The organism is Mycobacterium sp. NGS11 (genome assembly GCF_059813315.1).
The window spans coordinates 114545-141438 of record NZ_JCALEJ010000003.1 but is presented as its reverse complement, the minus strand read 5'-3'; the positions used below and the strand labels follow the sequence as shown (position 1 = coordinate 141438).

At 66.4% G+C, this 26894-nt stretch carries 28 protein-coding genes and 3 pseudogenes; 13 read left to right on the top strand and 18 right to left on the bottom strand.

Going from position 1 to position 26894, the window contains the following annotated elements; genetic code table 11:
• Nucleotide 1: 1 nt before the first annotated feature.
• The 4 genes and pseudogenes from AC5Y4T_RS05550 to AC5Y4T_RS05535 form a co-directional block, all read right to left on the bottom strand.
• Nucleotides 2–823 carry a carbohydrate ABC transporter permease gene (locus AC5Y4T_RS05550; RefSeq protein WP_499916769.1) on the bottom strand — a complete coding sequence of 274 codons (822 nt, stop codon included), beginning with the start codon at nt 821–823 and terminating at the stop codon, nt 2–4.
• 7 nt (nt 824–830) lie between these two features.
• Nucleotides 831–1738 (bottom strand): annotated as a pseudogene (locus AC5Y4T_RS05545) (carbohydrate ABC transporter permease).
• 54 nt (nt 1739–1792) lie between these two features.
• Nucleotides 1793–3118 (bottom strand): ABC transporter substrate-binding protein, encoded by a 1326-nt coding sequence (locus AC5Y4T_RS05540; protein WP_499916200.1) that lies wholly within the window; start codon nt 3116–3118, stop codon nt 1793–1795.
• 61 nt (nt 3119–3179) lie between these two features.
• Nucleotides 3180–4103, bottom strand: a pseudogene (locus AC5Y4T_RS05535) (sigma-70 family RNA polymerase sigma factor); the annotation flags it as partial.
• 168 nt (nt 4104–4271) lie between these two features.
• Here AC5Y4T_RS05535 and AC5Y4T_RS05530 point away from each other — a divergent pair.
• Nucleotides 4272–4631: a DoxX family protein gene (locus AC5Y4T_RS05530; RefSeq protein ID WP_499916198.1), complete on the top strand. Its 360-nt coding sequence runs from the start codon at nt 4272–4274 to the stop codon at nt 4629–4631.
• A 10-nt stretch (nt 4632–4641) separates the two neighbouring features.
• Here the strand turns inward: AC5Y4T_RS05530 and AC5Y4T_RS05525 are convergent, their stop codons facing one another.
• Nucleotides 4642–5442, bottom strand: coding sequence for a ketosteroid isomerase family protein (locus tag AC5Y4T_RS05525; protein WP_499916197.1), 801 nt, complete (start codon nt 5440–5442; stop codon nt 4642–4644).
• On the bottom strand, nt 5442–6002 hold the full coding sequence (gene pncA, locus AC5Y4T_RS05520; protein ID WP_499916196.1) for a pyrazinamidase PncA: 561 nt from the start codon (nt 6000–6002) through the stop codon (nt 5442–5444). Before pncA ends, AC5Y4T_RS05525 begins: the two co-directional genes overlap by 1 nt.
• Before the next feature lie 101 nt (nt 6003–6103).
• On the opposite strand from pncA, the gene AC5Y4T_RS05515 reads away from it, so the two are divergent.
• Nucleotides 6104–7159: a DoxX family protein gene (locus AC5Y4T_RS05515; protein WP_499916194.1), complete on the top strand. Its 1056-nt coding sequence runs from the start codon at nt 6104–6106 to the stop codon at nt 7157–7159.
• 21 nt (nt 7160–7180) lie between these two features.
• Here the strand turns inward: AC5Y4T_RS05515 and AC5Y4T_RS05510 are convergent, their stop codons facing one another.
• The 5 genes from AC5Y4T_RS05510 to AC5Y4T_RS05490 form a co-directional block, all read right to left on the bottom strand.
• Nucleotides 7181–7759, bottom strand: a complete 579-nt coding sequence (locus AC5Y4T_RS05510; RefSeq protein WP_499916192.1) for an ATPase — start codon at nt 7757–7759, stop codon at nt 7181–7183.
• Nucleotides 7760–7789: 30 nt separating this feature from the next.
• Nucleotides 7790–8179: a TA system antitoxin ParD family protein gene (locus AC5Y4T_RS05505; protein WP_499916767.1), complete on the bottom strand. Its 390-nt coding sequence runs from the start codon at nt 8177–8179 to the stop codon at nt 7790–7792.
• A gap of 67 nt (nt 8180–8246) precedes the next feature.
• Nucleotides 8247–8741 carry a gluconokinase gene (locus AC5Y4T_RS05500; RefSeq protein WP_499916190.1) on the bottom strand — a complete coding sequence of 165 codons (495 nt, stop codon included), beginning with the start codon at nt 8739–8741 and terminating at the stop codon, nt 8247–8249.
• Entirely contained in the window at nt 8742–10766 is a 2025-nt protein-coding gene (locus AC5Y4T_RS05495) for a DUF7064 domain-containing protein (RefSeq protein ID WP_499952382.1), read from the bottom strand.
• Nucleotides 10767–10783: 17 nt separating this feature from the next.
• Nucleotides 10784–12301 (bottom strand): carboxylesterase/lipase family protein, encoded by a 1518-nt coding sequence (locus tag AC5Y4T_RS05490; RefSeq protein ID WP_499916187.1) that lies wholly within the window; start codon nt 12299–12301, stop codon nt 10784–10786.
• Nucleotides 12302–12380: 79 nt separating this feature from the next.
• Here AC5Y4T_RS05490 and AC5Y4T_RS05485 point away from each other — a divergent pair, with 79 nt between their 5' ends.
• On the top strand, nt 12381–13049 hold the full coding sequence (locus AC5Y4T_RS05485; RefSeq protein WP_499916185.1) for a hypothetical protein: 669 nt from the start codon (nt 12381–12383) through the stop codon (nt 13047–13049).
• Here AC5Y4T_RS05485 and AC5Y4T_RS05480 read toward each other — a convergent pair.
• Entirely contained in the window at nt 13039–14007 is a 969-nt protein-coding gene (locus tag AC5Y4T_RS05480) for an SDR family NAD(P)-dependent oxidoreductase (RefSeq protein ID WP_499916183.1), read from the bottom strand. The two genes, AC5Y4T_RS05485 and AC5Y4T_RS05480, sit on opposite strands and share 11 nt — an antisense overlap.
• Nucleotides 14004–15218 (bottom strand): cytochrome P450, encoded by a 1215-nt coding sequence (locus AC5Y4T_RS05475; RefSeq protein ID WP_499916181.1) that lies wholly within the window; start codon nt 15216–15218, stop codon nt 14004–14006. Before AC5Y4T_RS05475 ends, AC5Y4T_RS05480 begins: the two co-directional genes overlap by 4 nt.
• 93 nt (nt 15219–15311) lie before the next feature.
• Between AC5Y4T_RS05475 and AC5Y4T_RS05470 the strand changes: the two genes are divergently transcribed.
• Nucleotides 15312–15941 (top strand): TetR/AcrR family transcriptional regulator, encoded by a 630-nt coding sequence (locus tag AC5Y4T_RS05470; protein ID WP_499916180.1) that lies wholly within the window; start codon nt 15312–15314, stop codon nt 15939–15941.
• Nucleotides 15942–15953: 12 nt separating this feature from the next.
• Here AC5Y4T_RS05470 and AC5Y4T_RS05465 read toward each other — a convergent pair whose 3' ends face one another.
• The 4 genes from AC5Y4T_RS05465 to AC5Y4T_RS05450 form a co-directional block, all read right to left on the bottom strand.
• Nucleotides 15954–16580 (bottom strand): hypothetical protein, encoded by a 627-nt coding sequence (locus AC5Y4T_RS05465; protein ID WP_499916178.1) that lies wholly within the window; start codon nt 16578–16580, stop codon nt 15954–15956.
• Between the two features lie 173 nt (nt 16581–16753).
• Nucleotides 16754–17572, bottom strand: a complete 819-nt coding sequence (locus tag AC5Y4T_RS05460) for a mycofactocin-coupled SDR family oxidoreductase (protein WP_499952381.1) — start codon at nt 17570–17572, stop codon at nt 16754–16756.
• Between the two features lie 13 nt (nt 17573–17585).
• Nucleotides 17586–18668: an NAD(P)H-dependent amine dehydrogenase family protein gene (locus AC5Y4T_RS05455; RefSeq protein ID WP_499952380.1), complete on the bottom strand. Its 1083-nt coding sequence runs from the start codon at nt 18666–18668 to the stop codon at nt 17586–17588.
• 62 nt (nt 18669–18730) lie between these two features.
• Nucleotides 18731–19519, bottom strand: a complete 789-nt coding sequence (locus AC5Y4T_RS05450; protein ID WP_499916172.1) for an SDR family NAD(P)-dependent oxidoreductase — start codon at nt 19517–19519, stop codon at nt 18731–18733.
• Nucleotides 19520–19726: 207 nt separating this feature from the next.
• Between AC5Y4T_RS05450 and AC5Y4T_RS05445 the strand changes: the two genes are divergently transcribed.
• Nucleotides 19727–20326, top strand: a complete 600-nt coding sequence (locus AC5Y4T_RS05445) for a TetR family transcriptional regulator (RefSeq protein ID WP_499949901.1) — start codon at nt 19727–19729, stop codon at nt 20324–20326.
• A 19-nt stretch (nt 20327–20345) separates the two neighbouring features.
• Here AC5Y4T_RS05445 and AC5Y4T_RS05440 read toward each other — a convergent pair whose 3' ends face one another.
• The gene (locus tag AC5Y4T_RS05440) at nt 20346–21446 is read right to left on the bottom strand and encodes an NAD(P)H-dependent amine dehydrogenase family protein (protein ID WP_499949900.1); all 1101 of its coding nucleotides are present in this window, start codon (nt 21444–21446) and stop codon (nt 20346–20348) included.
• A 308-nt stretch (nt 21447–21754) separates the two neighbouring features.
• Here AC5Y4T_RS05440 and AC5Y4T_RS05435 point away from each other — a divergent pair, with 308 nt between their 5' ends.
• The 8 genes and pseudogenes from AC5Y4T_RS05435 (at nt 21755) to AC5Y4T_RS05400 (ending at nt 26756) form a co-directional block, all read left to right on the top strand.
• Nucleotides 21755–22402: a hypothetical protein gene (locus tag AC5Y4T_RS05435; RefSeq protein ID WP_499916765.1), complete on the top strand. Its 648-nt coding sequence runs from the start codon at nt 21755–21757 to the stop codon at nt 22400–22402.
• Nucleotides 22403–22590: 188 nt separating this feature from the next.
• Nucleotides 22591–24129, top strand: coding sequence for a nitric oxide reductase activation protein NorD (locus AC5Y4T_RS05430; RefSeq protein WP_499952379.1), 1539 nt, complete (start codon nt 22591–22593; stop codon nt 24127–24129).
• 22 nt (nt 24130–24151) lie between these two features.
• A complete protein-coding gene (locus AC5Y4T_RS05425; RefSeq protein ID WP_499952486.1) occupies nt 24152–24952 on the top strand; it encodes a CbbQ/NirQ/NorQ/GpvN family protein in 801 nt (266 codons plus the stop codon).
• A 15-nt stretch (nt 24953–24967) separates the two neighbouring features.
• The gene (locus AC5Y4T_RS05420; protein WP_011724800.1) at nt 24968–25096 is read left to right on the top strand and encodes a hypothetical protein; all 129 of its coding nucleotides are present in this window, start codon (nt 24968–24970) and stop codon (nt 25094–25096) included.
• Entirely contained in the window at nt 25093–25788 is a 696-nt protein-coding gene (locus AC5Y4T_RS05415) for a hypothetical protein (protein ID WP_499952378.1), read from the top strand. The genes AC5Y4T_RS05420 and AC5Y4T_RS05415 overlap by 4 nt, the downstream gene beginning before the upstream one ends.
• Nucleotides 25789–25802: 14 nt before the next feature.
• The gene (locus tag AC5Y4T_RS05410) at nt 25803–26231 is read left to right on the top strand and encodes a hypothetical protein (RefSeq protein WP_499952377.1); all 429 of its coding nucleotides are present in this window, start codon (nt 25803–25805) and stop codon (nt 26229–26231) included.
• A 13-nt stretch (nt 26232–26244) separates the two neighbouring features.
• A pseudogene (locus AC5Y4T_RS05405) lies at nt 26245–26442 on the top strand (dihydrodipicolinate reductase); the annotation flags it as partial.
• A complete protein-coding gene (locus tag AC5Y4T_RS05400; RefSeq protein ID WP_499952496.1) occupies nt 26385–26756 on the top strand; it encodes a hypothetical protein in 372 nt (123 codons plus the stop codon). The pseudogene AC5Y4T_RS05405 and the gene AC5Y4T_RS05400, both read left to right, overlap by 58 nt.
• The last annotated feature ends 138 nt before the right edge of the window (nt 26757–26894 follow it).

Genomic DNA, 26894 nt, shown 5'->3' with positions numbered 1-26894 from the left:
GCTAGCCGCCCATCCCGGTGACGGCGATTCCCCGGACGAAGGAGCGTTGCGCCACCGCGTAGATGGCGACCAGGGGCAGCATGATGAGCATCGAGGTTGCCATCAGGACCGGCCACCGGGCAACATACTCGCCCTTCATCCGGACCAGGCCCAGGGTCAGGGTGGCCAGGCTGTCGCGCTGAATCATCAGCAGCGGCCACAGGAAGTCGTTCCAGACGTTGACCCACGTGAGCACGGCGAGCACCATCACCGCCGGGCGCGCGTGGGGCAGCAGGACCCGCCAGTAGACCTGCCATGGCGAACAACCGTCGAGTATCGCCGCCTCCTCCAGATCGGTGGGCAGGGTGCGAAAGAACTGCCGCATCAGGTACGTGCCGAATGCGCTGCCGAAGAAACCCGGCACGATCATGGCCCACGGCGTATCGACCCAGCCCAGGGTTCGCATCACCAGAAACTGCGGGATCACGGTGACCGTCAGGGGCACCATCAACGTGCCGAGATACACGACGAACAGCGCGTCGCGGCCACGGAAATCCAGCCGCGCGAAGGCATATCCGGCCAGCGAGCAAAAGAAGACGTGTCCCGCGGTGACGCAGCCCGCGTACAGCACGGTGTTGAAAAACATTCGTCCGAACGGCATCAGCGTGAACACCTCGGTGTAGTTGGACCACCGCGGGTGAGCCGGCAACAGCGTGGGCTCGCTGACCTCGCCTTCGGTTTTCAGCGAGCCCGACACCGCCCACGCGATCGGGAACAGCGCGCACCAGGCGACGGCGAGCAACGCGCCATACACGATGCCGCCGCGCACCACGGTGCGCCTGATGACACCCTCACTTAAGCCCACGCGAAGTCTCCAAAGATCGTCGATGGCTGACGCGCAGCTGCACCACGGTCAGCACCAGCAAGACGGCGAACATCACCCACGCCAGCGCGGAGGCGTATCCGAATTCGAGGAAGGAGAACGCGTGCTGGAACAGCATGATGCCCAGGACGTAGGTCGCCGATTCCGGCCCGCCGCTGGGTCCGTTGAGGACATAGACCATGTCAAACGCCTGGAAGGCGTGGATCACCGAGATGATGATCACGAACGAGATCGACCCCCGGATCAACGGGACGGTAATGGAGACGAATTGCCTTATCTCGCCGGCGCCGTCGATCTTGGCCGCCTCGTAGACCGTTCCCGGAACGCCTTGCATCGCCGCCAGCAAGACGACGGTGGCGAAGGGCACGCTGCGCCAGACGCTGACGATGCACAGTGAGGCCATGGCCCAATGGGGATCCACCAACCACGGGACCGGACCAAGCCCGACCCAGCCGAGCATGATGTTGAGCAAGCCGTTGTCGGTATTGAAAACGAACTGCCACACCACCGCCATCACGACCGATGAAATAGCCAGCGGCAGGAAGACGATCGTGCGGAAGACGCCGATGCCCCTGACCTTCTGGTTGAGCACCCCGGCGACGGCCAGGCTGATGAGGACCGTCGGCCCGACCGTTCCGAGGGTGAAGATCACCGTGTTGCGGATCGCGATCACGAAGAGAGGATCGGAGGTGAACAGCTCTCCGAAGTTCTTCAGGCCCACGAATTTCGGTGGGGTGAACACATCCCACTGCTGCAAGCTCATGTACAGCGAGAAACCCAGCGGAAAGAGCATGAACACGGCGACCGCCGCCATGTTGGGTGCCACCAACAACCGGCCCGCCCACGCGTGCCGGCGCCACGGGCTCGGGTCCTTATGCGTCGTTTTCGCCCGGCCGGCCGGAGCTGTCGCGCCAGGTGCGCCCGTCGAGGTCATGGGCTGCGCAGCACTTCGTCTACGGAGCGGGACAATCCGCTCAACGACGTGGCCGGCCGGTTGCCGCGCAGGACGGGCCCGAAGTTGCGGTCCATCAAGGCATTGACCTTCTCCCACGCCGGTGTGATCGGCAGGCCCTGTGAAAACGCCGGCCCTTCGGTGAGCACACCGAGATTGCCGAGCCGTCGATGAGCCTCGGCGAATCCGTCCGACTGCAGCGCTGAGCGCAGCACGGGAACAAACAAAAGGGATTCACCGATCAACGCTTGCCCGACGGGACCGGTCGCGAACTTCACGAATTCCCACGCCTGCTCTTTGCGGGGGCTGCTCGCCGAGATGGCCAGTCCGGTGGCGCCGATATCGGAACACGCGGCGTGACCCTTTCCCAGCGCCGGGCCTACCGGCAACGGCGCGACATCGAAATCCAGATCCTCGGCCCGGATGTAGGTCTGGTAGCGCCAATGCCCGCCGAGCGCGATCGCCGCCCGTCCGACCGCGAAAAGATTGGGTGTCGACATCGACTGCGTCTCAGACGCGTTGGGCGCAACCCGGTATGTGTTAGCCAGATCGGCGTAGAACTGCACCGCTTCTTGAAACGCCGCGTCGTCGAAGTTGAGGTGGGGCGGATTGAGCCGCGGGCTGGACCAGGCGACGCCGTTGTTCATCGCGAAAAGGCCGGCTGAATAGTAAGAACCCCAGGTGTTGACGAAACCGTATTGCGACGCCCGCCCGGCGGCGTCACGCTTGGTCAGGGCGCGCGCCGTGTCCAGGAATTCGGTGAAATCCCAAGGCTGCTCCCACGTCTTGGGCGGCGCCGGCACCCCGGCCTCGGCGAAGAGCCGCTTGTTGTAGAACATGTAGTTGCCCGACCACTGTTCGGGCAGCGCGTACTGCTTTTCGTTGAATGTGAAGGTTTCGTACAGCGCCGGGATGCTGTCCGCCTTGAGCTGGTCGGCGAACGCCTTGTCCCGCGCCAACAGCGTGTTCATGTCCAGCAGCACACCGCGGTCGGCGAGTTCGGCGTAGGTCAGTTCCCACGCCATGAGCACGTCGGGGCATCTGCCGCCGACGCAAAACGTTGAAAGCTGTTGCATGACGCCGGGACCGGATTGCACCGCCCGAACCTTGATATCGGGATGACGGCGCGTGAATTCGTCGACGATGCGCATCCTGGCGTCGCGCTCGTCCGGGTTGGCCGCGAAGAAGAAGGTGAGGGCGTCGTCTTCGGGGGCGCACCCGGCCGGCCACGGTGCCAGCGCGGCGGCAGAAAGCGCGCCGGCGCCCCGCAGCAGGTTGCGCCGTCCGAACGGCCTATCGAGCATGACTCTCCCGGTCTTGCCCCGCGCCCGGCTTCCCGGCCGGCTGTGTCTGACGTCCTTATTACCCGATCAGATCGTGACGTTCGTGGATCGGCCACCGGGGCAGCGTCAGCGCGGTCCGACGGATCCGCTCGGCATTGCCGGTGATGTCGATCGTGTGGATGCGACCGTCGGCGCCGATGCCGATCACCAGCAGGACCTGCGCGTGCCCGTGGGCCGCGAGCACGATGCCCGGTGCCCCGTCGATGAGCATGACAGCACCAGCGCGCGCCCGCTGCGCGAACCGGCGAGTCTCGTTGGCGACCTCGGGGGCACCGCGCAACGTCGTTGGCACGTCGGCCGGGACGAGGGCCGGATCAACCGTGCGCACCACCTCGGGAGCCAGCAGTTCGAGCAGGCCGGCGATATCACCGCCGCGGGAGGCCGCCAGGAACGCCTCCACCACCTCGAGGTGGTGGGCCGTGCGGCGCGCAGGGGCGGCCGGCCGCGCGTGCACCCGGCCGCGCGCCCTGCTGGCCAGCTTCTTGGCTGCGTCCGGTGACCGATGCATCACCGCGGCGATCTGTTCGAACGGCATCGCGAAAACGTCGTGCAGCACGAAGGCGACACGCTGCGCCGGGGACAGCCGGTCGAGCACGACGAGCAGCGCGCTGCTCACCGACTCCGTCAGCAGCGCGTCCTCGTCGGCCGGCGCCGACGCCGTCTGGGCCAGCCGGTCCAGTTCGTCGGGCCCGGCGAGGGGTTGTTCGGCGCGACGCTTGCGCACCCGAAGGTGGTCGAACGCCTCGCGCGCGGTGATCGTCGTGAACCAGCCCGTGAGATTCTCCACGGCGTCGAAGTCGGCACGACTAGCCTTGAGCCACGCCGACTGCACGGCGTCCTCGGCGTCGGCCACCGAGCCCAGCAGCTGGAACGCGACCGACCTCAGATGTCGTCGGTCGGCGTCGAAACGCGCCGCCAGATCCGCCAAATCCCTTGTTGCGCTCATGGGTCACCTTTTCCGCGCGAAAGCCGTCAAGAAGGTGACCGCGTCCAACGGACTTCCTGTGGCAAAGGAGACAAGCACCATGACCTTACCGATTGTGCGCCGTGGCGCGCAGCGTGCGCACCCGACCCGCCGGTGCGGAATTTGCTGCGCGACAAAGGATTGGCCCAGATGAACACCGCACTTGTCGTGATCACGCTGATCACCGCCGCGATCACCGCCGCGATCGCCATCGCCGACTTCGTTCCGGCGCGATTCGTGCTCGCGAACTCTGCCGAGGTCGGGGTGCCGCGGTCGTGGTTACCGGCGCTTGGCGCGGCGAAGTTGGCCGGAGCCGCCGGCATCGTTGTCGGCCTCGTGGGTCCGTGGCAGTTGGGCGTGGCGGCCGCCGCGGGCCTCGTTGCATTTTTCGTCGGGGCGGTGGCGACCCACCTGAGGGCGCACGTCCTGTACAACATCGCGTTTCCGGGCGCGTACCTGTGCCTGTCCGCGGCATCGCTGGCGTTGATGGTGGTCGTGCGACAAGCCTGAAACCGGTGGATCAGGCGGGAAAATACCTGATCCGGTTGATGGCGTTGCCGCGCCAAGCCATGTCGGCGAACACGATGGCGCGCCCGTGACCCGAGTTGAGTGAGACGGCCACGGTGGGGCCGGCGCTGTTCATCTTGGTTGCGCCGACCCCGTCCAGTTGCTCCATCAGTTCGGCCAGCTCGAGCGGGTCACGATCGCCCAAAGTTATTGCGGCATCCGAGGACAGCACTCGCGCCGCGGAGAAGCTGTCTTTCCGCGCGACTGCGTCGAGGAACGTCGTCAGCAGCCGCTGGTGGCGCGCTCCCACCCGCCGGAATCCGGCCGCGAAACCCGCGGTGCCACGCCAGCCTTGATTGCTCAACAGCCCCTTGGACAGGTTCAGGGCGGGCCGCAGGGCACCCGAACCCGTGCGCAGGAACTGCAACATCATGGCGGGAAGCTCCCAGTAGGCGCGCAATTCGCCAATCTTCCACTCGCCGTTGGCTTCTCGGAGGTCGTAGCGCAGGAAGGCGGGAATGTACATCGTCACGGCCGAACCCATCGCCACCTCGAGCTCGAGGTCGCGCAGCACCGTCGTGCCCACGACGATGTCGAGATCGCGATGGAACTTGATGTCACGCGGACCGATGAAGGTGTCGTAGAAGCGCCCGATCTGCTCGTGCCCCACATGCGGTCGCGAGCCCACCGGGTCCTCGATCCGGCCGTCACCGGTGAACAGTCCCACCCACCCGGCGCGATCGTGCGCGGCGGCCGCCTGCGGCGAACGCTCCACGGCGGCGAGCAGACCTTGCCGATCCAGCGGCACCACCATTAGGGTCCCCCAACCAGCTCGATGCCGGCGGAGCGCATTTCTGCCAGCGCCTCGGCAGCCGAGTCCGCGGCGGCGGCCGCGGTCAGGTCCAGCAGCACCCTGGTGGTCAGGCCTGCCGCCGCCGCGTCCTCGGCGGTCCGTCGCACGCAGAAGTCGGTGGCGATGCCGACGACGTCGACCTCGTCGACCCCCCGCCGCCGCAACCACCTCAGCAGTGTCGTCCCGTGCTCGTCGACGCCCTCGAAACCGCTGTAGGCAGCGGCGTGAGCGCCCTTGCGAAAGACTGCGTCGAGGTGGCGGATGTCGAGGTCCGGGCGAAGATCCGCGCCCGCGCTTCCGGCGACGCAGTGCACGGGCCAGGAGGATGAATAGTCCGGGTGTTCGGAGAAATGATCACCCGGGTCGATGTGGAAGTCCTGGGTCGCCACGACGTAGTGGTAGCCCGGGTCACCGGAAAGATAGGTGTTGATCGCCGGCGCCAACTCGGCGCCGCGGGCCGTCGGCACCGAGCCGCCCTCGCAGAAATCGTTTTGCACGTCGACGATGATCAACGCTCGCACGCGCTCCACCCTATCGGTGTGCACCGTGATGTCGATGCGGGTCTAGCTGGGGATATTGCCGCCGCGGTTTGCTCGACAGACAGCCGGGTAATACACGGGCCATGGTGCTCAGGAGAATCGCGCGACCCCTGTTATCAGTGGCATTCATCGGGCAAGGAGTCAATTCGCTGCTCAATCCCAAATCGGCGGCGGAGGCCGCCGCGCCGGCAGTGGACGGCCTTCAGGCGCTGCCGGATTCGGTGAGCAGCAGCATCCCCAGCGACCCGGAGACGGTCGCGCAGATCACCGCGGCCGTTCAGATCGGCGGCGGCCTGCTGCTTGCCACCGGCAAACTCCCCCGCATCGCGTCGGCGGCGCTCGCGGTGACGGTGTTGCCCGCCAACCTCGGGACGCATTCGTTCTGGAACGAAAGTGACCCGGTGGCCAAAGCCCAGAAACGCCAGCAGTTCCTCACCGACCTCAGCCTGGTGGGGGGACTGTTGATCGCCTCCGCCGACACCGCTGGCAAGCCCTCGCTCGGCTGGCGTGGCCGGCGAGCGGCCGAACGGCTCTCGGAGCGGGTGTCGTCGGCGTGGCCCGGTTCCGACGACGCCGATTTCTCCGAGCTGGGTGATCGGATCGCCCACGGCTTGCAGGTCGGCGCCGAACGGGGCCGCGAACTGGCCAGCACCGCCGCAGAGCGCGGCGCGCCCTACGCCGAAGCCGCACTCGAACGCGGCCGTGAACTGGCCAGCACCGCGGCGGAACGCGGCGCGCCCTACGCCGAAGCCGCACTCGAACGCGGCCGAGAACTGGCCAGCACCGCGGCGGAACGCGGCAGGCCGTTGGCGAAGAAGGCCCGCAAGCGCGGGGAGCAATGGGCCGACGAGGCCGCCGACCGCGCCGCATATCTGGCGGAGAAGGCGCGTAAGCGCGGCGAAGACCTCGCCGATGACGCCGCCGACCGCGCCGCGCCGCTGGCCAAGAAGGCCCGCAAACGCAGCGAGAAACTGGCCAAGAAGGCCCGCAAGCGCAGCGAGAAGCTGGCCGGCACGGCGCGAGCGCGCGGCGAGGAGTTAGCCGAAACCGCCCGTCAGCGCGGCACCGACCTGGCCGACAGCGCTCGCGAGCGGGTCGGCAGTCAGGTAGACACCGGCCGCCGCAAGCTGTCCTGGTAGCCACCGGAGCGGGCAGGCCGGTTAGTCGGGCCAGCGCGCCCGCAGATTCTCCGGCGCCCACGTGGGCCATTGGGGCGCGCCGGCAGTAAGGCCGCCGTTGAGTCGCGCCACGATACGCGGGCCGCGAAGTCTGCTGTTGTCGTAGACCGTGGCGAGGTCGGACAGGGCGATGGCCTCGGCGACCGGTATCCACAGCCGGCGATGGCGCTGCCGAATCTTGGCTTCCGGCACGTCGTGTCCGCCCGCCGCCACGCGGTGCCGGACGCGTTCCACTGCAAGGCCTTCCGGGATGAGCAGCACATGCAGCGCGACGGTGAAGCCCGCGCCGCGGGCTTCGTGGATGAGGTCCAGCTTGGACGGATGGGAAAACACCGTTTCGGCGATGAAGGACCGGCCCAGTTCGATCAGCTTTGTCCGGGTGTCCGCGGCGATGCGCGCGGCCTCGTAGGCGTGCGACGCCGGATCGTTCGGCCAGCGTTGCCTCGCGATCTCGTCGGCGTTGACCACGAGGCTTCCGGGCAACAGTGGGGCCAGGGTGAACGCGATGAACGTGGACTTACCGGCGCCGTTCGGCCCGACCACCAGATCAAGTCGATCCATCGGACCGCCGGACCGCCGACGAACGCCGGGTCAGCGCCCGGCCACGAGCACCACCGCGGCGCCGTCCGGGCGGTGCTCGACGATCTCGCCGTCGTCGTTGAGGGCCACGGTGGTCACCCCCTGCCCGGCAAGCGTCGCCCCGTAGTCGGCGCGCCCCAGGCTTTCTTCGATGGCCGCGGAGACCTCGGCGTTGAACACCACGCCCTCCTCGACCGTGAGTTCGCTGGTCGCCAGGTGGCCGGCGAGTGCGGCTTCGACCCGTCGCCGCGACGCGGTGTGCTGGCTGGACACCGCTCGCCCGACCCGCGCCCAGTGGTCGAGTTGCTGCTTTGCCGAGCGGCTTTGGCGGGCACCCTCGGCCGCCGCGCTGTCCATCAGGTCGGACGCAACCCGCGTCACACGATCGACGGCCCCGGCCATGACGTCCTCCAATGCAACATTTTGCGACAAGCTGTAGCATAATGCTACACGGACGGCTCCGCCCCAGCTAGTCGCGACGCTTCACCACGATATCCACGATCGCGTCGACGTCGGGGCCGATGTCGAGGATCATGCCGGCCTCGTCGGGACCGAGGGGTTCCAGGGTGTCCAGTTGGGAGCGCAGTAGCGCGGCCGGCATGAAGTGGGCGGTGCGGGCGGCCAGCCGGCCGCCGATCAGTTCCGCCGAACCGGAAAGGTGCAGGAACGTTACCCCTGGGCAGTGCGCGCGCAGCTGGTCGCGATATGCCCTTTTCAGCGCTGAACAACTGGCCACGCCGCCGTCGCGGTGGGCGGCCAACCAGTCGCCGACCCGCTCCAACCAGGGATAGCGGTCGTCGTCGTCGAGCGGTTCGCCGGCCGTCATCTTGGCGATGTTGGCCGGCGGATGCAGGGTGTCCGCGTCGACGAACGGGACCCGCAGGCGCCGCGCGAGCGCCGCGCCCACCGTCGATTTGCCCGATCCGGAAACGCCCATCACCACAACGGGAGCCGGTTCGCTCACTTAAGTCTGCTCGCCGAGGTTGCGGTTCCACTCCAGCCAGCCGACACCGCTACGCCCGTCGGCGGTGCTGATCGTCGCCCAGACGCGCGGAAACTGGCTGGCCCGCCCGTCCGTCGCGACGAGCCGGACCGGGGCCTGACCGCGCACGTCCACGGTCGCGGTGATCTGCCCCGGCTCCAGCGCCAGTGTCGCGTCCAGCGGTAATCCGTTGTCGGCGAACGACTCCCGTGAGTCGACGGTCTGCAATTCGGTGACCTTGCCGTCGGCACCCTGGGTGTAGCCGATGCTGAACGCGGGCGCCCCGGGGATCCGGATATTCACGCCGTGCAGGTGGGTGCCGTCGTCCAGGTGCAGCGCGCTCCACAGCCAATCCATGCCCCACCAATCGCGCACCCCCCACGAGTGATCACGTTGGCCCGCAACGGATTCCACGCGGTAGTGGCGGTCGTCGATCGTGACGCCACCCGAGACGGTGCACGGGATTTCGTAACGCGTGGTCAGGCCGTACTTGTACGGCGTGCCGTCGGTGGCCCAGACCAGGCTCATGGTCAGCTCGGCCGGGGTTCCGGGCTCGCCCCGCAACAACGCCGACGGATCCGCATAGGACTGGGCCCGCGCCCGCACGTCGACGCGGTAGCTCTGCAGGGGCACGTCGGCGGAGTGGCCGAGCTCGAGGTCGTCGGTGCGCAGGGTCCATGGGTCCGACGGCAGCGGCACTTGCGCGTCGACGGCGACGGTGGGCATGTCGGGTCCGCACAACAGCACGTGCACCCACGCGGTGTGCTCGTTGGCCACCCTGCCGAGCCGGAACCAGCCGCCCAATCCCTGTGCCGCATCGGCGAAATCGGCGTACCAGCTCTCACTCCACAGCGGTTCGGCGGTGGGATCGTGGGCGAGTTCGTCCGCGGCCGACGGCCGCAACGGCTCGGGCGCTACCGCTTCGGGCAGCGTCGACAGCGCATCGATGTCGAGGACGTGGTCGCAGTGCCGGCGCAGCATCGTCATGAACATCTGGTCGCCGCGGTCGGTGCGCTCGACCAGCATCGACGAGACGATCGCCATCATCACCCCGAAGAAGCTCTGCCGCCGTACACCGTCGGCGACGTCGGCCAGGCTGAGTGGCGCCCGCGGACCGAGCGCCTCGTGGTAGGCCCGCAGCAGCGTGTCGTAGTGCTGTCGGCGGTCCTCGGTGGGCAGCGCGCAACCGAGGAAGTAGGCGAGGTCGGTCAGGGCCGGGCCCCAGGACACGGTCTGCCAGTCGACCACCGTCAGTGCGCGGTCGGCGCCGTCGGTGCCGAACAGCATGTTGTCCAGGCGGTAGTCGCCGTGCACCAGGCCCTGGACGCGCCCGCGCCCGGACGCCTCCGCCGCGCCCTCCTTTTCCAAGGCCAGGTAGCCGTCGAACGCGGCAATCAGGCGCTCGCACACCACGCGGTGCTCCGGCGCGATCTGGTCGCCGTAGCGGTCGACGAAACCCGCATACAACGGGGTGATCATGGCCTGGTTCAGCGGAGCCGCGCGGTTGAGCCACGGCGCGTCGGCCAGCGAGACGTCGCCGAGCAGCGGCCCGTGCAGCCGACCCAGTTCGACGGCCCCGAGGTGGGCCTGTTCCACTGTGGCGCCGGCGATTTCGTCGCCCACGACCGCCGGGCCGGCGTCCGCCAGCAACAGATCGAACACGCCTGTCGAGGTGTCGACCGCGGCGTGATAGCAGGGCGCGACGGGTCCGCCCAGACGAGGCGCGATCTCGCCGTAGAAGCGCACCTCCCGCTCGTAGAGCCCAAGCGCCAGGCCGGTCTGCCGGCTGACCGGATCGGTGGCCGCGACCTTCAGCACCACCGACTCGGGCCCCTCCGCGGATCTTTCGGCATAACTGAGCCGGACGCGATAGCACTCGCTCATCTGGCCGGTACCGATGCGCTCCACCGAGAAATCGGCGATCGGTCCGGTGCCGATGACCGCGGCCAGCCAGGAGGCGGTGAGATCACTGGGTCGTTCGATGACTTGCTCGGTCTCGGCGTGCATGGGGTCAGGGTGCCAGTTCACCGGGCCAATGAGAAGCCGTCCCATGCCATTCGGCGATGTGGGTGTGGATCGAACTCGACGCGGGACTTGCGGTCGAACACCATCACGGCGCGGTCTTCGGCGGTGTAGAGGGGCCAGCCCTCCCCCGGCACCCCGGTGCGGCTGAACGCGCGCCACCGGCGCTGCACCTGGTTGCTGACCCGCAACGCGGCCCGCTGGTCCGCCGCCGCGGTCAACAACGCGCCGAACCTGGTCCGGTAGACGTCGAAGACCGCGAGCAACTCCGTGGCGTGGGTGGCACCGAAACCGGACCAGCGCAGCGTGCGCGGGGCGTAGTCATACCGGTAGAGGTACGTCGGGGCATGGCCGCTGTGGGCCTCGGCGATCTGCCATGCCGCCGAGGCGAAGGCGAAGTCACCGCCGAGCTGGATGCAGGCATTCCGGCCGGGATAGTCGGGATATGCAGCGGTAATGCGTTCGCGGATAGCGGGTTCCGCCTCGGCCAGCAGCTCTTCGACCATCGTTTCGTTGGTCGGCAGCATCGTCAGGAACCGGGTGAACAATCGGCCCTCTTCGGCATTCGTGCCCACAATCAAAGGAACCTTGTGGGCCGCGCCCCGCCGCATCGCCTCGACCGGGTCCATCGGCAGGATGTCGTCACCGAAGACGGGGCCGATCGGAAAGGCGCCCAGCCTGTCTTGCATGCCTTCGTCGATCAATCGGTGCTGGGTTTCCACCAGCTGGGCCGCGGATACTTGCATCAGTGCGTCGGCGGCATCCTGTCTGCGCACCCCGAGCAGGTTGGCGAAGCGATTCGCGAACTCTGCCGCAACCTCTTTCGACCGCACCAGGCCCGAGGCCGGGCTTTCCGAGATCGCCCGCGCGAACAATCCCTCGGCGGCGGGCACCGCCAGCAGTGAGGCGGTGATGCACGCGCCCGCGCTCTCGCCGAAGATGGTGACGTTGTCCGGGTCGCCGCCGAAGCCCGCGATGTTGTCGCGAATCCACTGCAGCGCCAGCACCAGGTCGCGCAGATACAGGTTGCTGTCGATGGTGATCTCCGGCGTCGACAGCGACGAAAAGTCCACGCACCCCAGCGCGCCCAGCCGGTAGTTCACGGATACGTACACGCATCCCCGGCGTGCCAGGGCCGCCCCGTCGTACAACGGTGTCGCCGAGCTGCCCATGAAATAGCCGCCACCGTGGATGAACACCATGACGGGCAGCGGTCCCTCGGCAGCGCGCTCGGGGGCCACGACGTTGAGGGTGAGGCAGTCCTCGCTCATCGGCTGATAGCGCCCGCCCAACCGCGACATGCCGAGCAGGGTGTAGCGGCGCTGTTGGGGCGCGCAATTGCCGAAGCCGTGGCAGTGCCGGACACCCGACCACGGCTGGGCCGGCTGCGGCGCCCGAAACCGCAGGCTTCCCACGGGTGGACGGGCATAAGGGATCGACCGCCACCGAGTGACCCCGTCGCGGGTGAAGCCCTCGACCGTGCCGATGGCCGTGCGTGCGCGGACAGTGCGGTGATGCATAACCCGACGGTAACCGACATGACGGCCGTAACGCGCGCACAGCGCCTTATTTGCCCGGCGCGGCGGTTAGCCTGACTGAATGCGGATAGCTGCGATGATCGCCGCGGCATTACTGGTCGCCGGATGCACACACGGCACGGGCGGCCATTCGGGGCCCACCGGAAGCACCGACAAGTCATCCACCGGGGCGCCGGGGAACACCTCACCGGGCCCATCCGCCGCGCCGGCCGCGGGTGCGGCGATCTCCGACGTCATCGCCTGGGTCGAGGCCGGTCACGCCGCCGATCCGAGCCGTTTCCACGCGGCCACCCGCGACGGGGTCACCACGCCGCTGGGCAACGACATCGCACTGACGGCGATGGCGGGCAAGGTCTCCTGCATGACCGATGCGAAACACACCGGTGGTGCGCTGGCCTGCCTGGTGAGTCTGACCAATCCGCCACCGGCTCCCGCGACGGCGTATGGCCAATGGCAGGGCGGTTGGATCGGCTTCGACGGGATGAACCTGCAAGTCGGATCCGCGCGAGCCGATCCCGGTCCATTCATCAACGGCAACGGACCGGAACTGGCGAACGGAGATTCGCTGTCCTTCGGTGATTACCGGTGCCGCGCCGACCAAGCGGGCCTGTACTGCGTCAACTACGCGCACCAGTCGGCGGTCAAATTCAGCCCCGCCGGCATCGAGCCGTTCGGCTGTCTGAAGTCGGCGCCACCACCGGATGGTGTCGGCACCGCGTTCAGCTGCTGAAGCCGGCCGTCAAGGTCGCGAAGAGCTCGCTCATCTCGTCGGCGGCTCCGCCCGGCACGGTGTAGCCGGCTTCGTCGCGGATCTCGTCGAGATGGTCGCGCACGTCCTCGATGGACAATCCGGGGCGGTAGAAACCCTTGGTCCTGCCGATGAAGAACCGTGAAACTTGGCCTGCCCCAACGGTATAGATCTCTCCCGACACCGCACAATCCCGGTGGGTCAGGTAGGCCGCCACGGGAGCCACCGACGCGGGATCCAGTCGCCGTAGGTATGGACCCACCAGGTCATCCAGTACCGCTTGCGCGGCGGGACCGTCGGGCTGCGCGGCACCGTCCAGGGAGTGCACCAGCATCCGCGTGTGGGCGATCGGGGCGATGGCGTTGACCTTGATGTCGCGACCGGCGGCTTCGGCGGCCAGTACTCGGGTCAGGCCGATCAATCCGGCCTTCGCCGAGCCGTAGTTGCTCATACCGGCGGCCCCCAAGATTCCGGCAGCCGAACAGGTGTTGAGAATGCGGCCATAACCTTGCTCGCACATCGCTTTCCACGCTGGCCTCGTCACGTAGCAGGCGCCCTTCAGATGCACATCCAATAGCGGTTCGAAGCGGTCGGCGGTCATGTCCTCGAAGGGCGCGTCCCGCACGATTCCGGCGTTGTTGATCACGATGTCGATTCGTCCCCATGCGCTCAGGGCGGTGTCGACGATCGCCTGACCGCCTTCGGGATTGGTGACGCTGTGGTTGTCGGCGACGGCCGCGCCGCCCCGGTTGCGGATCTCGTCGACCACGGCGCCCGCCGCCGCGGCGTCGGATCCCTGCCCGGTCACCGAGCCGCCGATATCGTTGACGACGACGCGCGCGCCCCGCGAGGCAAGCAGCAGGGCGTATTGCCTGCCCAGACCGCCACCTGCGCCGGTGATGACGGCGACCTGGTCGTCAAACCGCAGTTCGCCGCTCACCAGCGCACCGGAAGTTCTTTCATGCCATAGATGTTGGCGTCTTTGAAGCTCAACCGCTCCGGCGCCACCGCCAGTTCGAGGCCGGGCAGTCGGCGTGCCAGCGTCGCGAACGCGACCTGCATTTCGACGCGGGCGAGATTCGCTCCGATGCACTGATGGACGCCGTAGCCGAAGCCCAAGTGCCCGCGGGTGTTTCGGTCGGCGTCGAAGGATTCGGGATTGGCGACGAACTCCGCGTCCCAGTTCCCGGCGAGCAAGCTCATCATCACATACTCCCCGGCGCGAATCAGCTGACCGCCGATCATCAGGTCTTCGGTCGCCACCCGATCGACCTGGCTGTGCACGATGGACAGGTAGCGCATGAGCTCTTCGACGACGTTCGCGATGACGGCAGGGTCCTCGGTGTGGCCCAGGCGCTCGAAGACATCGGGATGTTCCAGCAGCGCAACCGTTCCCAGCGAGATCATGTTGGCGGTGGTCTCGTGGCCGGCCTGCATCATGATCACGCCGGTCATGGCCGTGGTGGCGCGGTTGAGCTGACCCGTCGCCACGTATTCGGTGACCAGGCGGCTGATCAGGTCGTCGCCGGGTTCGCGGGCCTTACGTTCCACCAACTCCTCGATGTAGGCGTACATGGCGCCGAAGGCCTGTCCCTTTTCCGCATCGGTGGACCTCTGGTCGAGCCCCTTCGTGGTGTTGAACTGGAAGAGTTCAAGATCTTCCGGTGGTACTCCCAGCAGCAGCGCGATCACCATCGACGGGACCGGTAAGGCGAATTCGCGCACCAGGTCGGCCGGGGCGCCATGCTCAATCATCTGGCCGAGGTAGTGGTCGACCCATTCCTGGATCTGCGGCCGCATCGACTCGCAACGCCGGAAGGTGAAGTTGCTGGTCATCATGCGCCGCAGTCGGTGATGCTCGGGATCGTCGGTCCGCGCGAACATCACCGGGACCTTGTTGTCGTCGTCCTTCGGCATGATCGAGTCCGGAATGGTCTTCGCGGACAGGCGAGGATCGACAAGCGCCGCCCTGATGTCCCGGTAGCGGCTGACCACCCACACCGGGTTTCCCTGGAACATCGCCCGTCGTAGCCCGGGACCGTCTCGCCATTCCTGGAACTCGGGCGGGGGCGCGAGCGGGCAGGTCGCTGGCCGCGGGATGGGCAGTGCGGGTAGGCCGGCGTCGGGGCACACTTCCGAAGTTGTTGACATGAACCGCATTTCCTCTTAAGTGTCACCTGACTGCCAGTTATCGAGCGTAAAGCCAGCCTAGTTGGCAGTCAACCGTCAGTTACGCTGGGCACCATGACCGCGGTTGAGGATCGGCCGTTGCGGGCCGACGCGGCGCGCAACGTCGAGCGCATCCTGCGTGCGGCACGCGAGGTGTACGCAGAGTTGGGACCCGACGCGCCGGTCGAGGCCGTCGCGCGTCGCGCCGGCGTAGGTGAGCGGACCCTCTACCGCAGATTTCCGGCAAAGGCCGACCTGGTCCGCGCCGCCCTGGATCAGAGCATCGCCGAGGACCTCACCCCGGTGATCGACAGCGCCCGCCTCGCCAAGGACCCGCTGCTGGGTCTGACCCGACTGATCGAAGCGGCGATCTCGCTGGGGGCGCGCGAACACCACCTGCTGACCGCCGCGCGCCGGGCCGGGTCACTCACGTCCGACATCTCGGTGTCGCTCAACGCCGCTCTCGGCGAGCTCGCCCGAGCGGGCCAGCGAGCCGGCAGCGTCCGCGGCGACCTCGTCACCGACGATCTGCCCCGCCTGGTCGCGATGCTCTTCAGCGTGCTGTCGACCATGGATGCGGACAGCGACGGTTGGCGACGGTATGTCGCGCTCGTCATCGACGCGATATCGGTCAACGATCGGCGGCCGCTGCCTCCCGCCGCCGCCCTGCGTTATGAGGTGCGGCCGGACAGTTGGCCCCTGTAACCGGTCGGGAGCTCAGCCGGCCGGCAAGCCCGCTTTGACCGCGGCCTCTTGCTTGCGCGCGAGATCGAGCATGACATCGGCCGGTGTGGGATTGCCGATGACGCAGTCGGACTCCAGGTCGACCATGGCCCGGCCCACGACGAAGACCGCCTCGGAGATCTCCATCGGGTTGGCCGGGTCGGTCCCCTGGCCGATCACCAAAAACCCCTTGGTGCCGACGTCGATCGGCTGCTGCTCCCCGTTGACCTTCTTGCCGACGACATCGCGCATGTTCGCCGCCGTCTGGTTGGCCGTGCCCGCGTCGGGAAAAACCGCGATGGTGTCGATGATGGTGCGCTTGCCGTCGGGGTTTTTGAAAACCTGTCCCACGCCGGTGATGCCGCTGGGATTCTGGCTCGGCGGCCCGTCGGCCGTGGCGTTGGGGCCGATGTCGCTGGGCTTGATCAGCAGGTGGCTGTAGTCCGCCGGCGCTCCCGGCGATGCCGGCGCGCTCGCCGAGGAGCTGAACGAGGTGGCCGGCGACGAGGCCGAACCCGATGGTGCCGTGGTGTTCTTGTCCCCGCCGCAGCCCACCACCGTCGCGCTGATCAACACCGCGGTAGCCGTCATGCCAAGGGCGGACGCCCGCACCGTATTCATAAGGCTCTCCTTTGAGAAGTCAGCTATTTGTATCCCTTACCGGACGCGTAATCAGCGCGACACACGAAATTCCTTCGACGAACGAATGTCATCTGCAGCCCAGCCTATGGGCATGACGCGAGCTGGGGTAAGCGCACGCGTTTGCCAGCGGCGTGACTTCGTTGTTCGGAGTCCTAGCTGATGGTCACGCCCGCGTCGATTTTGAACTGCAGGCCCGTTACGTACCTGGACTCATCCGACAGCAGGAACAGCACCGCGTGGCTGACGTCCACCGGTTCGATGGCCGGTGTGGGCATCGCGTTGACAAAGGTGGGAATCAGGTCGGGTCGTTCCTCGGAGAAGACGGCTCCGATCGACGGGGGGATCATGCCGGTCGGGCACCCGGTGGGGTGCACGGAATTGACGCGCACGCTCTTCGCGGCCAACTCGTTGGCCAACGCCAACGTCAGGCCCACGACACCGTGCTTGGCAGCGGTGTAAGGATGCTGCAGTGGAAAGCCTTTGATGGCGCCCGCGGAGCTGATATTCACCAGGCTGCCGCCACCTTGGTCGAGCACATGCGGGATCGCCGCCGCACACGTGTTCCAGGTTCCGATCAGGTTGACATCGACGACCGTGCGCCAGTCGTCGGGAGTTGTGGTGTTCCAAGGCCCGACGGTCAACACACCGGCATTGGCCACCGCGCCGTCCAGGCCGCCCAATTCGCTGACGCCATCATCGACGGCCTTGCGCAACGCGACATCGTCGCGGACGTCGACGATATGACTTACGCACCGCCGGCCCAATCCCCTCACCAGCTGTACCGTTTCGGCGAGATCTTCCTTTGTGGCCAGCGGATATTCGATCTGCGGCAGGGATCGGCAGATGTCGACCAAGATCAGATCGGCGCCCTCTTGCGCAAGCCGCAGTGCGTGGCTGCGCCCCATGCCGCGGGCGGCGCCGGTGATCAGAATGCGTTTTCCTACAACGCGTCCCGAGGGCGATGTCGACATACCAGGGATCCGGCTACCGTTCGGTCCACATCAGCCCGCGCATCGTCGCGGACAGCGGGATGTCCTCGACACCGATGAGCCCCTGGGGCGCACGGCACACCCAGTCGATCGCGTTGACGACGCGGCCGGCCGTCGAAATGCAGCCGGCATCAGTGGAATCGAACACAGGGTGGGAAACGTGGGTGTTGATTTCGACCCGGGGTTCGCCTTCCACGACGACGCGATGCACACCGGTATGACCCTGGGGCGGAAATTCCCAGTCGGGCGCGGCGGCCTGGGTGAGCCTGGTGACGTGCTCGAGGGTGATGACCGGCTCGCCGTCGCGGACGCCTTCGGTGGCGAACCGGACGGCGGCCATCTGCCCCGGCTGCACCGTCATCATGGTGCACTCGATGCGCTCCCGGGTGTACCAAGGTTCGACACGCTGGCGCAGGTCGTCGAGCTTGATGTCGAGGTTGTCCGCCAGACTGCGGACCTGACCGCCCCACATCGACACGATCACCCCGGGCAAGAACATCATCGGCGAGTCGTCATCCGGGGTGGTGCCGAATCCCATTGCGGCGCCGGTGAATTCGGCATCGTCGTAATTGCCGTAGTCGAAGATCTCCTGCACGGTGATCGATGACACCCGGGTGGTCAGGCTGACCGCGGAGTGCACCAGCGTATCGCCGGAGAATCCGGGGTCGATGCCGTTGACATACAGCGAGGCGTTGCCGGCCGCGCAGGCACGCTCCAGGGGCTCGCGTAACCAATCGTCGCAGTGGCGGGGCGTGACCAGCCAGACCATCGATGTACCGACCACATTCGTGCCCGCCGCGAGGAACTTGGCCATCTGCTCGATGGCTTCCATCTGGCGCGTTTCGCCCTGCGAGGTGTAAACCACGCAGTCGGCGCCCAGGCCTACCAACGCGTCGATGTCGTCGGTGGCGACGATGCCGGTCGGTTCGTGCAGTCCGCACAACTGCGCCGCGTCCTGACCGACCTTCGCCGCGCTGGAGGCGTGCACTCCGACCAGTTCGAGGTCTGGTCTGCCGATGACGGCTCGCAACGAATGCCGGCCGACGTTTCCGGTGGAGAATTGAATGACTCTGCGCATTACCCTCGTCCTTCCGGCGGTGGGTGAAGACCCATCATGGCGCGTTCACTGAAAAGCGCAGATCAGTAGTCGGGTATCGGCAGCGGAGAATTGTTCGAGTCGATGCCGCCGTCGACGTGAAAAGTCGCGTTGGTCGCGTAGCAGTCGCGGGTGCACAGATATACCGCGAGCCGTCCGAGGTCCTCGACGTCGCCCAGCCGATGCAACGGTGTGGCCTCTTGCATCTTCTCCAGCGACCCCGGCATCAGGTCCAGGCTGCCCTTCAGACCGTCGGTGGCGAAAGAACCCAAAGCAATGGCGTTGACGCGGATTTTGGGCGCGAGTTCTTGCGCCATGGCGCGGGTGAGCGCCTCGAGGCCGCCCTTCGCGACGCAATAGGCGGCCAATGCCCGGATGCCGAACCGCGCCGATCCCGACGAGATGTTGATGATTGAGCCGTGCCCCGCACTGAGCATGTGCGGGGCCGCGAGCTGACTCATGATGAAGGCCGACGTCACGCACCAGTCGAACGTATGGCGGAAATCTTCGTCGGTGATATCCAGGAATCGCGCGTAGGTGGCACCACCGACATTGTTGACCAGGATGTCGATGCGGCCGAACCGATCCATGGCGCTGTTCACCACGCGCTCCGAATCCGGACGGCTCATCGCATCCGCTACGAGCGCCAGACCCTTGCCGCCCGCGGTCTCGATACCCTCAATCGTGCCAACGATATCCGCCTCGGTACGCGCGGTCCCGACGATCGTGGCGCCCGCCTCCGCCAACACGCGCGCGATGCCCGCTCCGACACCCTTGCCGGCGCCCGTGACGATCGCGACTTGCCCGTCGAGCCGGAATTGCTCCAATGCCATGCCGGGCTCCCTCGATCAGATGTGTGCGCCGTTCAATTTATGAAGCTTGCTGACTAAAGTCAATGATCAGCCTTTGCCAGACATCTGTTACCGTCACGACGGTCCGAGAATGCTCAAGTTGTGCAAGCCTTTCTGGCCGAGACACGGCATACTGGTCGAGTTAGCCTCAAAGCTCTTACATGAGCCAGGTCAACCGTGAGGAAAGAAATGGCTGTGACGGATCGGCTGTCGGCGCGGGAAGCTAAGCGCCTGCAGACCCGGGAGCGTTTGATGGGCGCCGCGATCGCGGAGTTCGCGCGCGCCGGCATGGCCGAAGCCGACGTGGCCGCGATCGTGGCCGCGGCGGGCGTCGCCCACGGAACCTTTTTCTTTCACTTCCCCACCAAGGAACATGTGCTGCTCGAGCTGGAGCGTCGCGAAGAGGACCGCATTGCCAAGCAGTTCGCACAATCCTTGAAGTCCAAGCACGATCTGGCTTCCGCGTTGAATGAGGCGGTCCGCCTGGTGGTCGGGTTGGAACGCAGACTGGGCGATCGGCTCTTCAATGACTTTCTCGCGCTGCATTTCTCCCAGACCCGACCGCAGACCGAAGACGGCCGGGATCACCCGCTGATCGTGCTGGTCGCGCAGGAGATCGCGCAGGCCCAGGAGCGCGGCGAGACGTATCCGGATGTGAACCCCATGAACAGTGCGGTGTTCTTTTTGTTGGGTCTCTACGCCCTGTTGATCACCACCAACCACTGGCCGACGGGCCACGCCCTGCTGGAAGACTACGTGGCGAGGACATTGCGCAGCTTGAAGCCCTGACCCGCAACGCCTTTCGTGTTTAGCGCACCACGCCGAGCAACGGCACGAGGCCGAGTTCCTTGTGGGTGAGAAAGCCCGGCGCGGCATCGCAGACGGCGGGAACCGTGTTCGCCGGACCCATCGCGGTCCACGTGTAGCCCGGCTTGGGGTAGTTGCCCTGTGGGTCGGCCGGCGCCTGCAGGATCAGCTCGGTGGGTTCGTCGCCGTCGATCACGATGCGGTAGTGGTAGTGCCCGCCCCAATCCGGCTGCGGTTCGATGGCGTCGTAAGAGTCCATGGTGTACATCTCGTGGAAGGTGATGAGGGGCTTGTTGTCGACCCACGTCGTCCACTGGTGATGTTGCGAGGCGACGGTGCCTTTCTTGATCGTGCCCTTGAAGCCCGGCATGTCGCTGGACGGCCCGCCCTCATACGGGATGTCGCGAATCGCCGTTCCCAGTTCGACGTCCGTCGTGTATTTGTCGACCGTCTTCCCTAGGCCGTCGACCACCATGGCCATCGATTGCGCGAAGAGCGGCCAGGCGTTGCCCAACAGATTCGGTCCCGCCCTGAACTCTTCGGGAGTACTCCCCATCCCCATCTCGTGCAGATACTTCAGCGTGTCCTTGCCGAAGTTCACCACCTCGTAGATGTGGATGGAGTCGATTCGGCTCACGATGCGAGCCAGCGTCAGAACCAGTAGGTCACCGGCAAAACCCGGGTTGACGCCCCCTGCGTGGAAAGACGTCCCGCCCTCGTGGCACGCCGCATCGATCTTGTCGATGTCGGCCTGGCTGTGCTCGGTGCGAAACCACCAGGCGCCCCCGGACGCGACGACGTTTTTGCCCGAGCGCAGCAGGCGGCAGACCTCGTCGGGATCCGACCACAAGGGCGCGTAGAACACGCAATCGGCGTCGAGCGCTTCGATTTCCGCCTTGTCGGTGGTGGCGAGCACCCCGATGGGCGCGACACCGACCAGCTCGCCGGCGTCCTTGCCCACCTTCTCCGGGCGGTTGCAGAGGACCCCGACCACCTCGTAGGCGGGGTTGTGCGCAAAATGGCGCAGTGCGATCGTCCCGACATTGCCTACGCCCCACTGGATCACGCGATACTTCTTGTCAGCCGGCGATTCGAGCGTCATTGCTACTCCTTCGGGGACCGGAAGGGCTCAGCGCTCGCTGAGCGTAGGCATCGCCGGAACTCCATGTCAACGATCCAGAGCTGACTTTTGTCAGCAGAAGGCGCCCACAGCAGCGACTTTTGCTGCACAGTTCGACAGTGCTGCCAATGTCGCATCAAGCAGCGGGCGCGGGCTTGCCCGCAGTCTTCTGCTGACTACAGTCAGCCTGTTATAGTGCACACGCCGATCCAATCACCGGAGGGTTCGTGAATCTGCCGAAGCTCGAGTCAACCCGCGCCGCGCAGACGGCCCCGACCATCGACGAGCACATGGAGCGCTCGCAACTCGCGCAGCGCCGGGCCGACAGATGGCTGATCTCCGGCAGTCTGCTGATCGGCACCGCGGCCCTCGGCATCTTCGGCCTACCGCTGTTCCTCTGGGGAGTGCGGTTGCTGCGCCGCGCCCAACGCGAAGGCCTCTCGGTGCGGCCCATGCTGGTCACGTTGCTCGGCTACCTCGTGATCATCGACGCAGCGATCAACACCGTCGGATGGGCGCTCGACCTGGTGGCGAATCACACCATCCTGGCCCGCGTGCTGCTCAACGGCTGGGGCAACATGTTCGATGCCGGCTACTTCTGGCACTACAACGAGCTGTGGGTCGGCGGTGCGGCCGGCCCGGGCGAGAAGGCCTTGGAAGTCGGCCTGATCCTGACCGTCTTCACGATGCGCATCGCCGCGGCCATCGGTTTCCTGCAGATGAAGCGCTGGGGGCACCAGTGGATGGTCATCACCTGCTGGATGGGCGTGGTCATCTGGATCACCTACGTCTTCAACATGACCATGTTCGCCGACGTGCGCTTCGCCGGCGTCGTGCTGCCGGTCGTCGGCTGGTGGCTCTACGACATCTTCTACATCACCCCCTTCCTCGCCATCCCCTACCTGCACACCGTCAACCGCGAGCTCTTCTCCGACTGAAATGCGCGAGCCGAAATCCACTACGTTACAGAGGAAGTCACATCATGGGTTATCTGTGGGAGATCCTTCGCTACGTCGCCGCGTGGGGTGGCACCGGCCTGATCATCTGGTTCTGGTACTGGCTGTTTTCCAACATCGGCACGTTCTGAGCGGGGGGCCGGCTAGGCGGGACGCACGGGATTCTTGCAATGGCTGACCAATCCGATGCGCACGCGATGGCGCTGGAACGCAGTTGCGCCGTAACGGCGGTCGCGCTGAGCGAGCAGCGTCGCGAAGGCGCACGGCTCGTCACGGGCCAGCGGCGCAGCTTCGGTTTGAACGCGGCGCTCACCTTCGTCCACGTCCCCTATCCCGTGCCGCCCGACTGGACACGCCGGGTGCTGACCTGCGGTGTGGCCCTGCAATGTTCACCATCGAAGGAACGCGTCACCGGCTACCGCCTCAACGAGCTGGCCGCCCGCGAGCTGTGTGCCCTCACGCTGATCGAGGCCGGCGTGGCGCTAGGCTGGATAGCGTCGCGATGGCCCGGCCTGCTCCCCGATATTCAACGGCTCCTCCCCGACCTGCACGCCGAGGCCGGCGACCTCGACGGCGCCGAGATACTCGATCGCGCAATAGCATTGGCGGCCAGCGGCCAGGCATTGCCGATTCATCCGCTGCTGGGCTCGTTACCCGTGGCATACACCGCCCCGCATGGGCTGGCAGACAAGCTGCGGCGCAGCTTCGGCAGGATGCCCTGGACCACAACACAGAAGCGAATTCCGCGGCCGTACTCGGTTCCCGTCGGCGGCGACGGCGGCGTCCGCAACCCGAACCTGCCGCCACCGAACCGCCCGCAGGACAACGATCTCGACATCACGCCGGAACACCGGCCCGGGATTCCCTATCCCGAATGGAACATGTGGACGCAGCGATTCATGCGCGACCACGTCGCCCTGATTGAGCGCGCCGAGCATGCTGACGGCCCGGGGACCCGCCGGGCCGTTCCGGTGGCCGTCGACGTACGCAAGTGGTTCGAAGAGCACACCCACCGCGCGATGACCAACCGCCTCGAGGACGGCGCCGACCTGGACGTCGACCAATACGTCAACCACTACATCGACCTGTCGGCCGGTGCGGCCAAGGAGCCGAGGGTATTCCGCGACCTGCTGCCCAGCAGCCGCGATGTGACCACCGCGCTGCTGCTCGACGGCAGCTCGTCGCTGGGGGTGCATGGCGGCCGCGTGTTCCAGCTCGAATTGGCCTGCGCTGACGCGCTTTCGCGGGCCATGACGCTGGCGCGCGAACGTCACGGCGTTTTTGTCTTCACCGGCAACACCCGTCATCGCGTCGAAGTGCGATGCCTGAAGGACTTCGAAGACCGCCGGTTCGTCCCGCCCAGCCGGCTGGGGCTCTCAACCCGGGGATACACCAGACTCGGTGCGCCACTACGTCATTTGACGAGCCGGCTGCTGGCCCAGGCCTCCGAGCGGCGGCTGCTGATCGTCATCGGCGACGGCCTGATCTCCGACGAAGGTTACGAGGGTCGTTACGCCTGGGCCGACGCCGCGCACGCCGTCGAGGAGGCCAACGATGCCGGGGTGTCGATCTACTACGTGGGGGTGGGGCCCACCCGCGTCGATCCCCTGCCGGAGGTGTTCGGTCCGCGTCGGTCGCAACGCATCCGGCGTATCGAGGAGCTGCCCCGGGTACTGGCCCATGTCCACCGTGAACTGGTCGCCGCGTGAGCGCCGGCCTGGTGAGGAAGAGATGACCACCGAGACGTATTTCGCAAACGGCAGCGAAGTCCAGTTGTTCGAACAGGCCTTCCGTCAACGGATTCCGGTGATGCTCACGGGCCCGACCGGGTGTGGAAAAACGCGCTTCGTCGAACACATGGGCTCACTGCTGCAACGACCCGTGGTCACCATCAGCTGCCACGACGACCTCACCAGCTCCGATCTGGTCGGCCGTTTCATGGTGACCGGCGGCGACGTGGTGTGGACCGACGGCCCACTGACCCGGGCCGTCAAGGCCGGCGCGATCTGCTACCTGGACGAGGTCGTCGAAGCCCGGCACGACTCACTGGCGATCCTGCATTCGCTCACCGATCACCGGCGCTCGCTCTACCTCGACCGAGCCGGCGAGGTGGTGAAGGCACCGGAGGAATTCATGCTGGTGTGCTCGTACAACCCGGCATACCGCAGCTCACTCAAAGAGCTCAAACCCTCGTTCCGCCAGCGGTTCGCCACGCTGGCGATGAACTATCTGCCGCCCGACCGCGAGGCCGAGGTGATCGTCGCCGAATCCGGAATCCCCCTGACGGCCGCGACGCGGCTGGTCGGATGCGCGGTCGCAATCCGCACCGCCGACGAGGCCTTTCACTTCGAACCGCCGTCGACCAGGGTGCTGGTCACGGCCGCACAGTTGATCGCCGCCGGCGCAACCGAATTGGACGCGGCCAACGCGTGCATACTCGCGCCGCTGAGTACCGATGGCGCGGTCACCGACGGTCTACGTGAAGTCGCGGCGGCCAGCCTGGCCCCCTCGAATGCCTCCAGCAGTCGTTAGAAAGGAGCAACCGGCATGGACCGACAGGAGCAGAAGCGCAAGAGGGCGCTCATCGTCTTTCAGATCTTCATCTACGGCTACCTGCTGGCGATGTTCGGCGTCCAGCTGTACATGTCGTTCGCCCGCGGGTGGTGGGATCTGTGACTCTTGATGCCGCGCAGGCGAGTTCGGTCGGCCTCGACGATCACCACGACGAATCCCGCCGCGCCCAGCGGCACGCCGACAAGTGGATGATCGTCGGCGCCGCGCTGATGGGCATGTGGGCGCCCGGCTTGATCGGATTCCCCATTTTCATGCGCGGAGTGTGGCTGCAGCGCCAGGCGCTGCGCGCGGGCCTGTCGGTCCGGCCCATGATCGTCACGCTGATCGGTTACCTGGTACTCGTCGACGGCATGCTCAACAGCCTCGGCTGGGCCCTGGACCTGGTGGCCAACCACACGCTGATCAACCGCGTGCTGATGGTCGGGTGGGGCAACATGTTCGACGCCGGCTATTTCTGGCATTACAACGAATTGTGGGTCGGGGGCGCCGCGGGGCCGGGCGAGAAGGCCTATGTCGCCGGTCTGATCCTGACGGTCTTCTCGATGCGGGTAGCCGCGGCGATCGGCTTCTTACAGATGAAGCGCTGGGGTCACCAGTGGATGGTCGTCACGTGCTGGATGGGCGTGGTGATCTGGTCGGCCTACGTGGTCAACATGACCATGTTCGCCGACGTGCGATATGCCGGTGTCGTCTTCCCCGTCATCGGCTGGTGGCTCTACGACATCTTCTACATCACCCCCTTCCTCGCCATCCCCTACCTGCACACCGTCAATCGCGAAATCTTCTCCGACTAGCAAGGAGCCGTGCCATGACTAGCCCGTCCGCACCGACAACCACCGACGACAAAGACCCGGCCGCCGGTCTCGAGCCGGGGACCACGCCGTACTACGCGCGAATGCACCAATGGATCAAGCGGGCGGTATTGGTGTGCCTGGTTGCCCTGGTGATCGAGGGCGCCTTCACGTTGCCGTTCATGGCCGTCTATTACGGATACCCGACACTGAGCCTCACCCAGATTTGCAGCGAGCTGCTCAAGATCCGGTACTCCAACGACACGCTGGAGTGCAAGTACCCCTACCCGCCGTTTGGTCCGCCCGAGGGAGCCGAGGGCAAGGCGACCGCGCAGGATGTGTGGGGCATCCAGCCGATACCGAAGTATCACCGGCTGGGATTCCGCGAACTCGTCAAGATTCACGACGAGCGACTGGCCCGCCAGCACGCGGCGTCGCACCCATGATCGGTTTGGCGCCTTGACGTATCGGGTCGTCCAGTGGACGACGGGTAACGTCGGCAAAAGCTCGGTGAAAGCGATCGTTGCGAACCCGACGCTGGAGCTGGTCGGATGCTATGCCTGGTCGCAGGAGAAGGCCGGGCGCGATGTCGGCGAGCTGTGCGGGATCGAACCGCTGGATATCAACGCCAGCAACGACGTGGACATGCTGCTCGCGGAAACCGGGAGGTCATCGAGATCCGCGGACGCTGGCGCAAGGGTCAGTCGCTGGATCCGGACTGGCCGTTGGACATGGGTTACACCATCGAGGTGCAGGGGCAGCCGACGATCAAAACCACGCTGAGTTTCCTTCCGCCGCCGGACTTTGCGGACCAGAAGCTGGACGCCTACATCATGCTGGGGCTCACCATCACCGCGATGCCGGCGATCACCGCGATACCCGCCGTCGTCGCTGCCCCTCCCGGCATCGTCACCTACAACGACCTGCCGCTGCTTCTGCCGCGCGGCGTGCTGCGCGTCGATTCACGATAGGAAGGCCCCGATGCCCGAAGAACCCTCGCTCCACCACGTCGTGTTCGCCGTCGCGCCGGAACGACATGCCGCCGCGGCGCAGATGTTCGGCGATCTCGGATTCGTCTTCGAGTCCTTGCAGCTGGTCGAGCTCGGCCT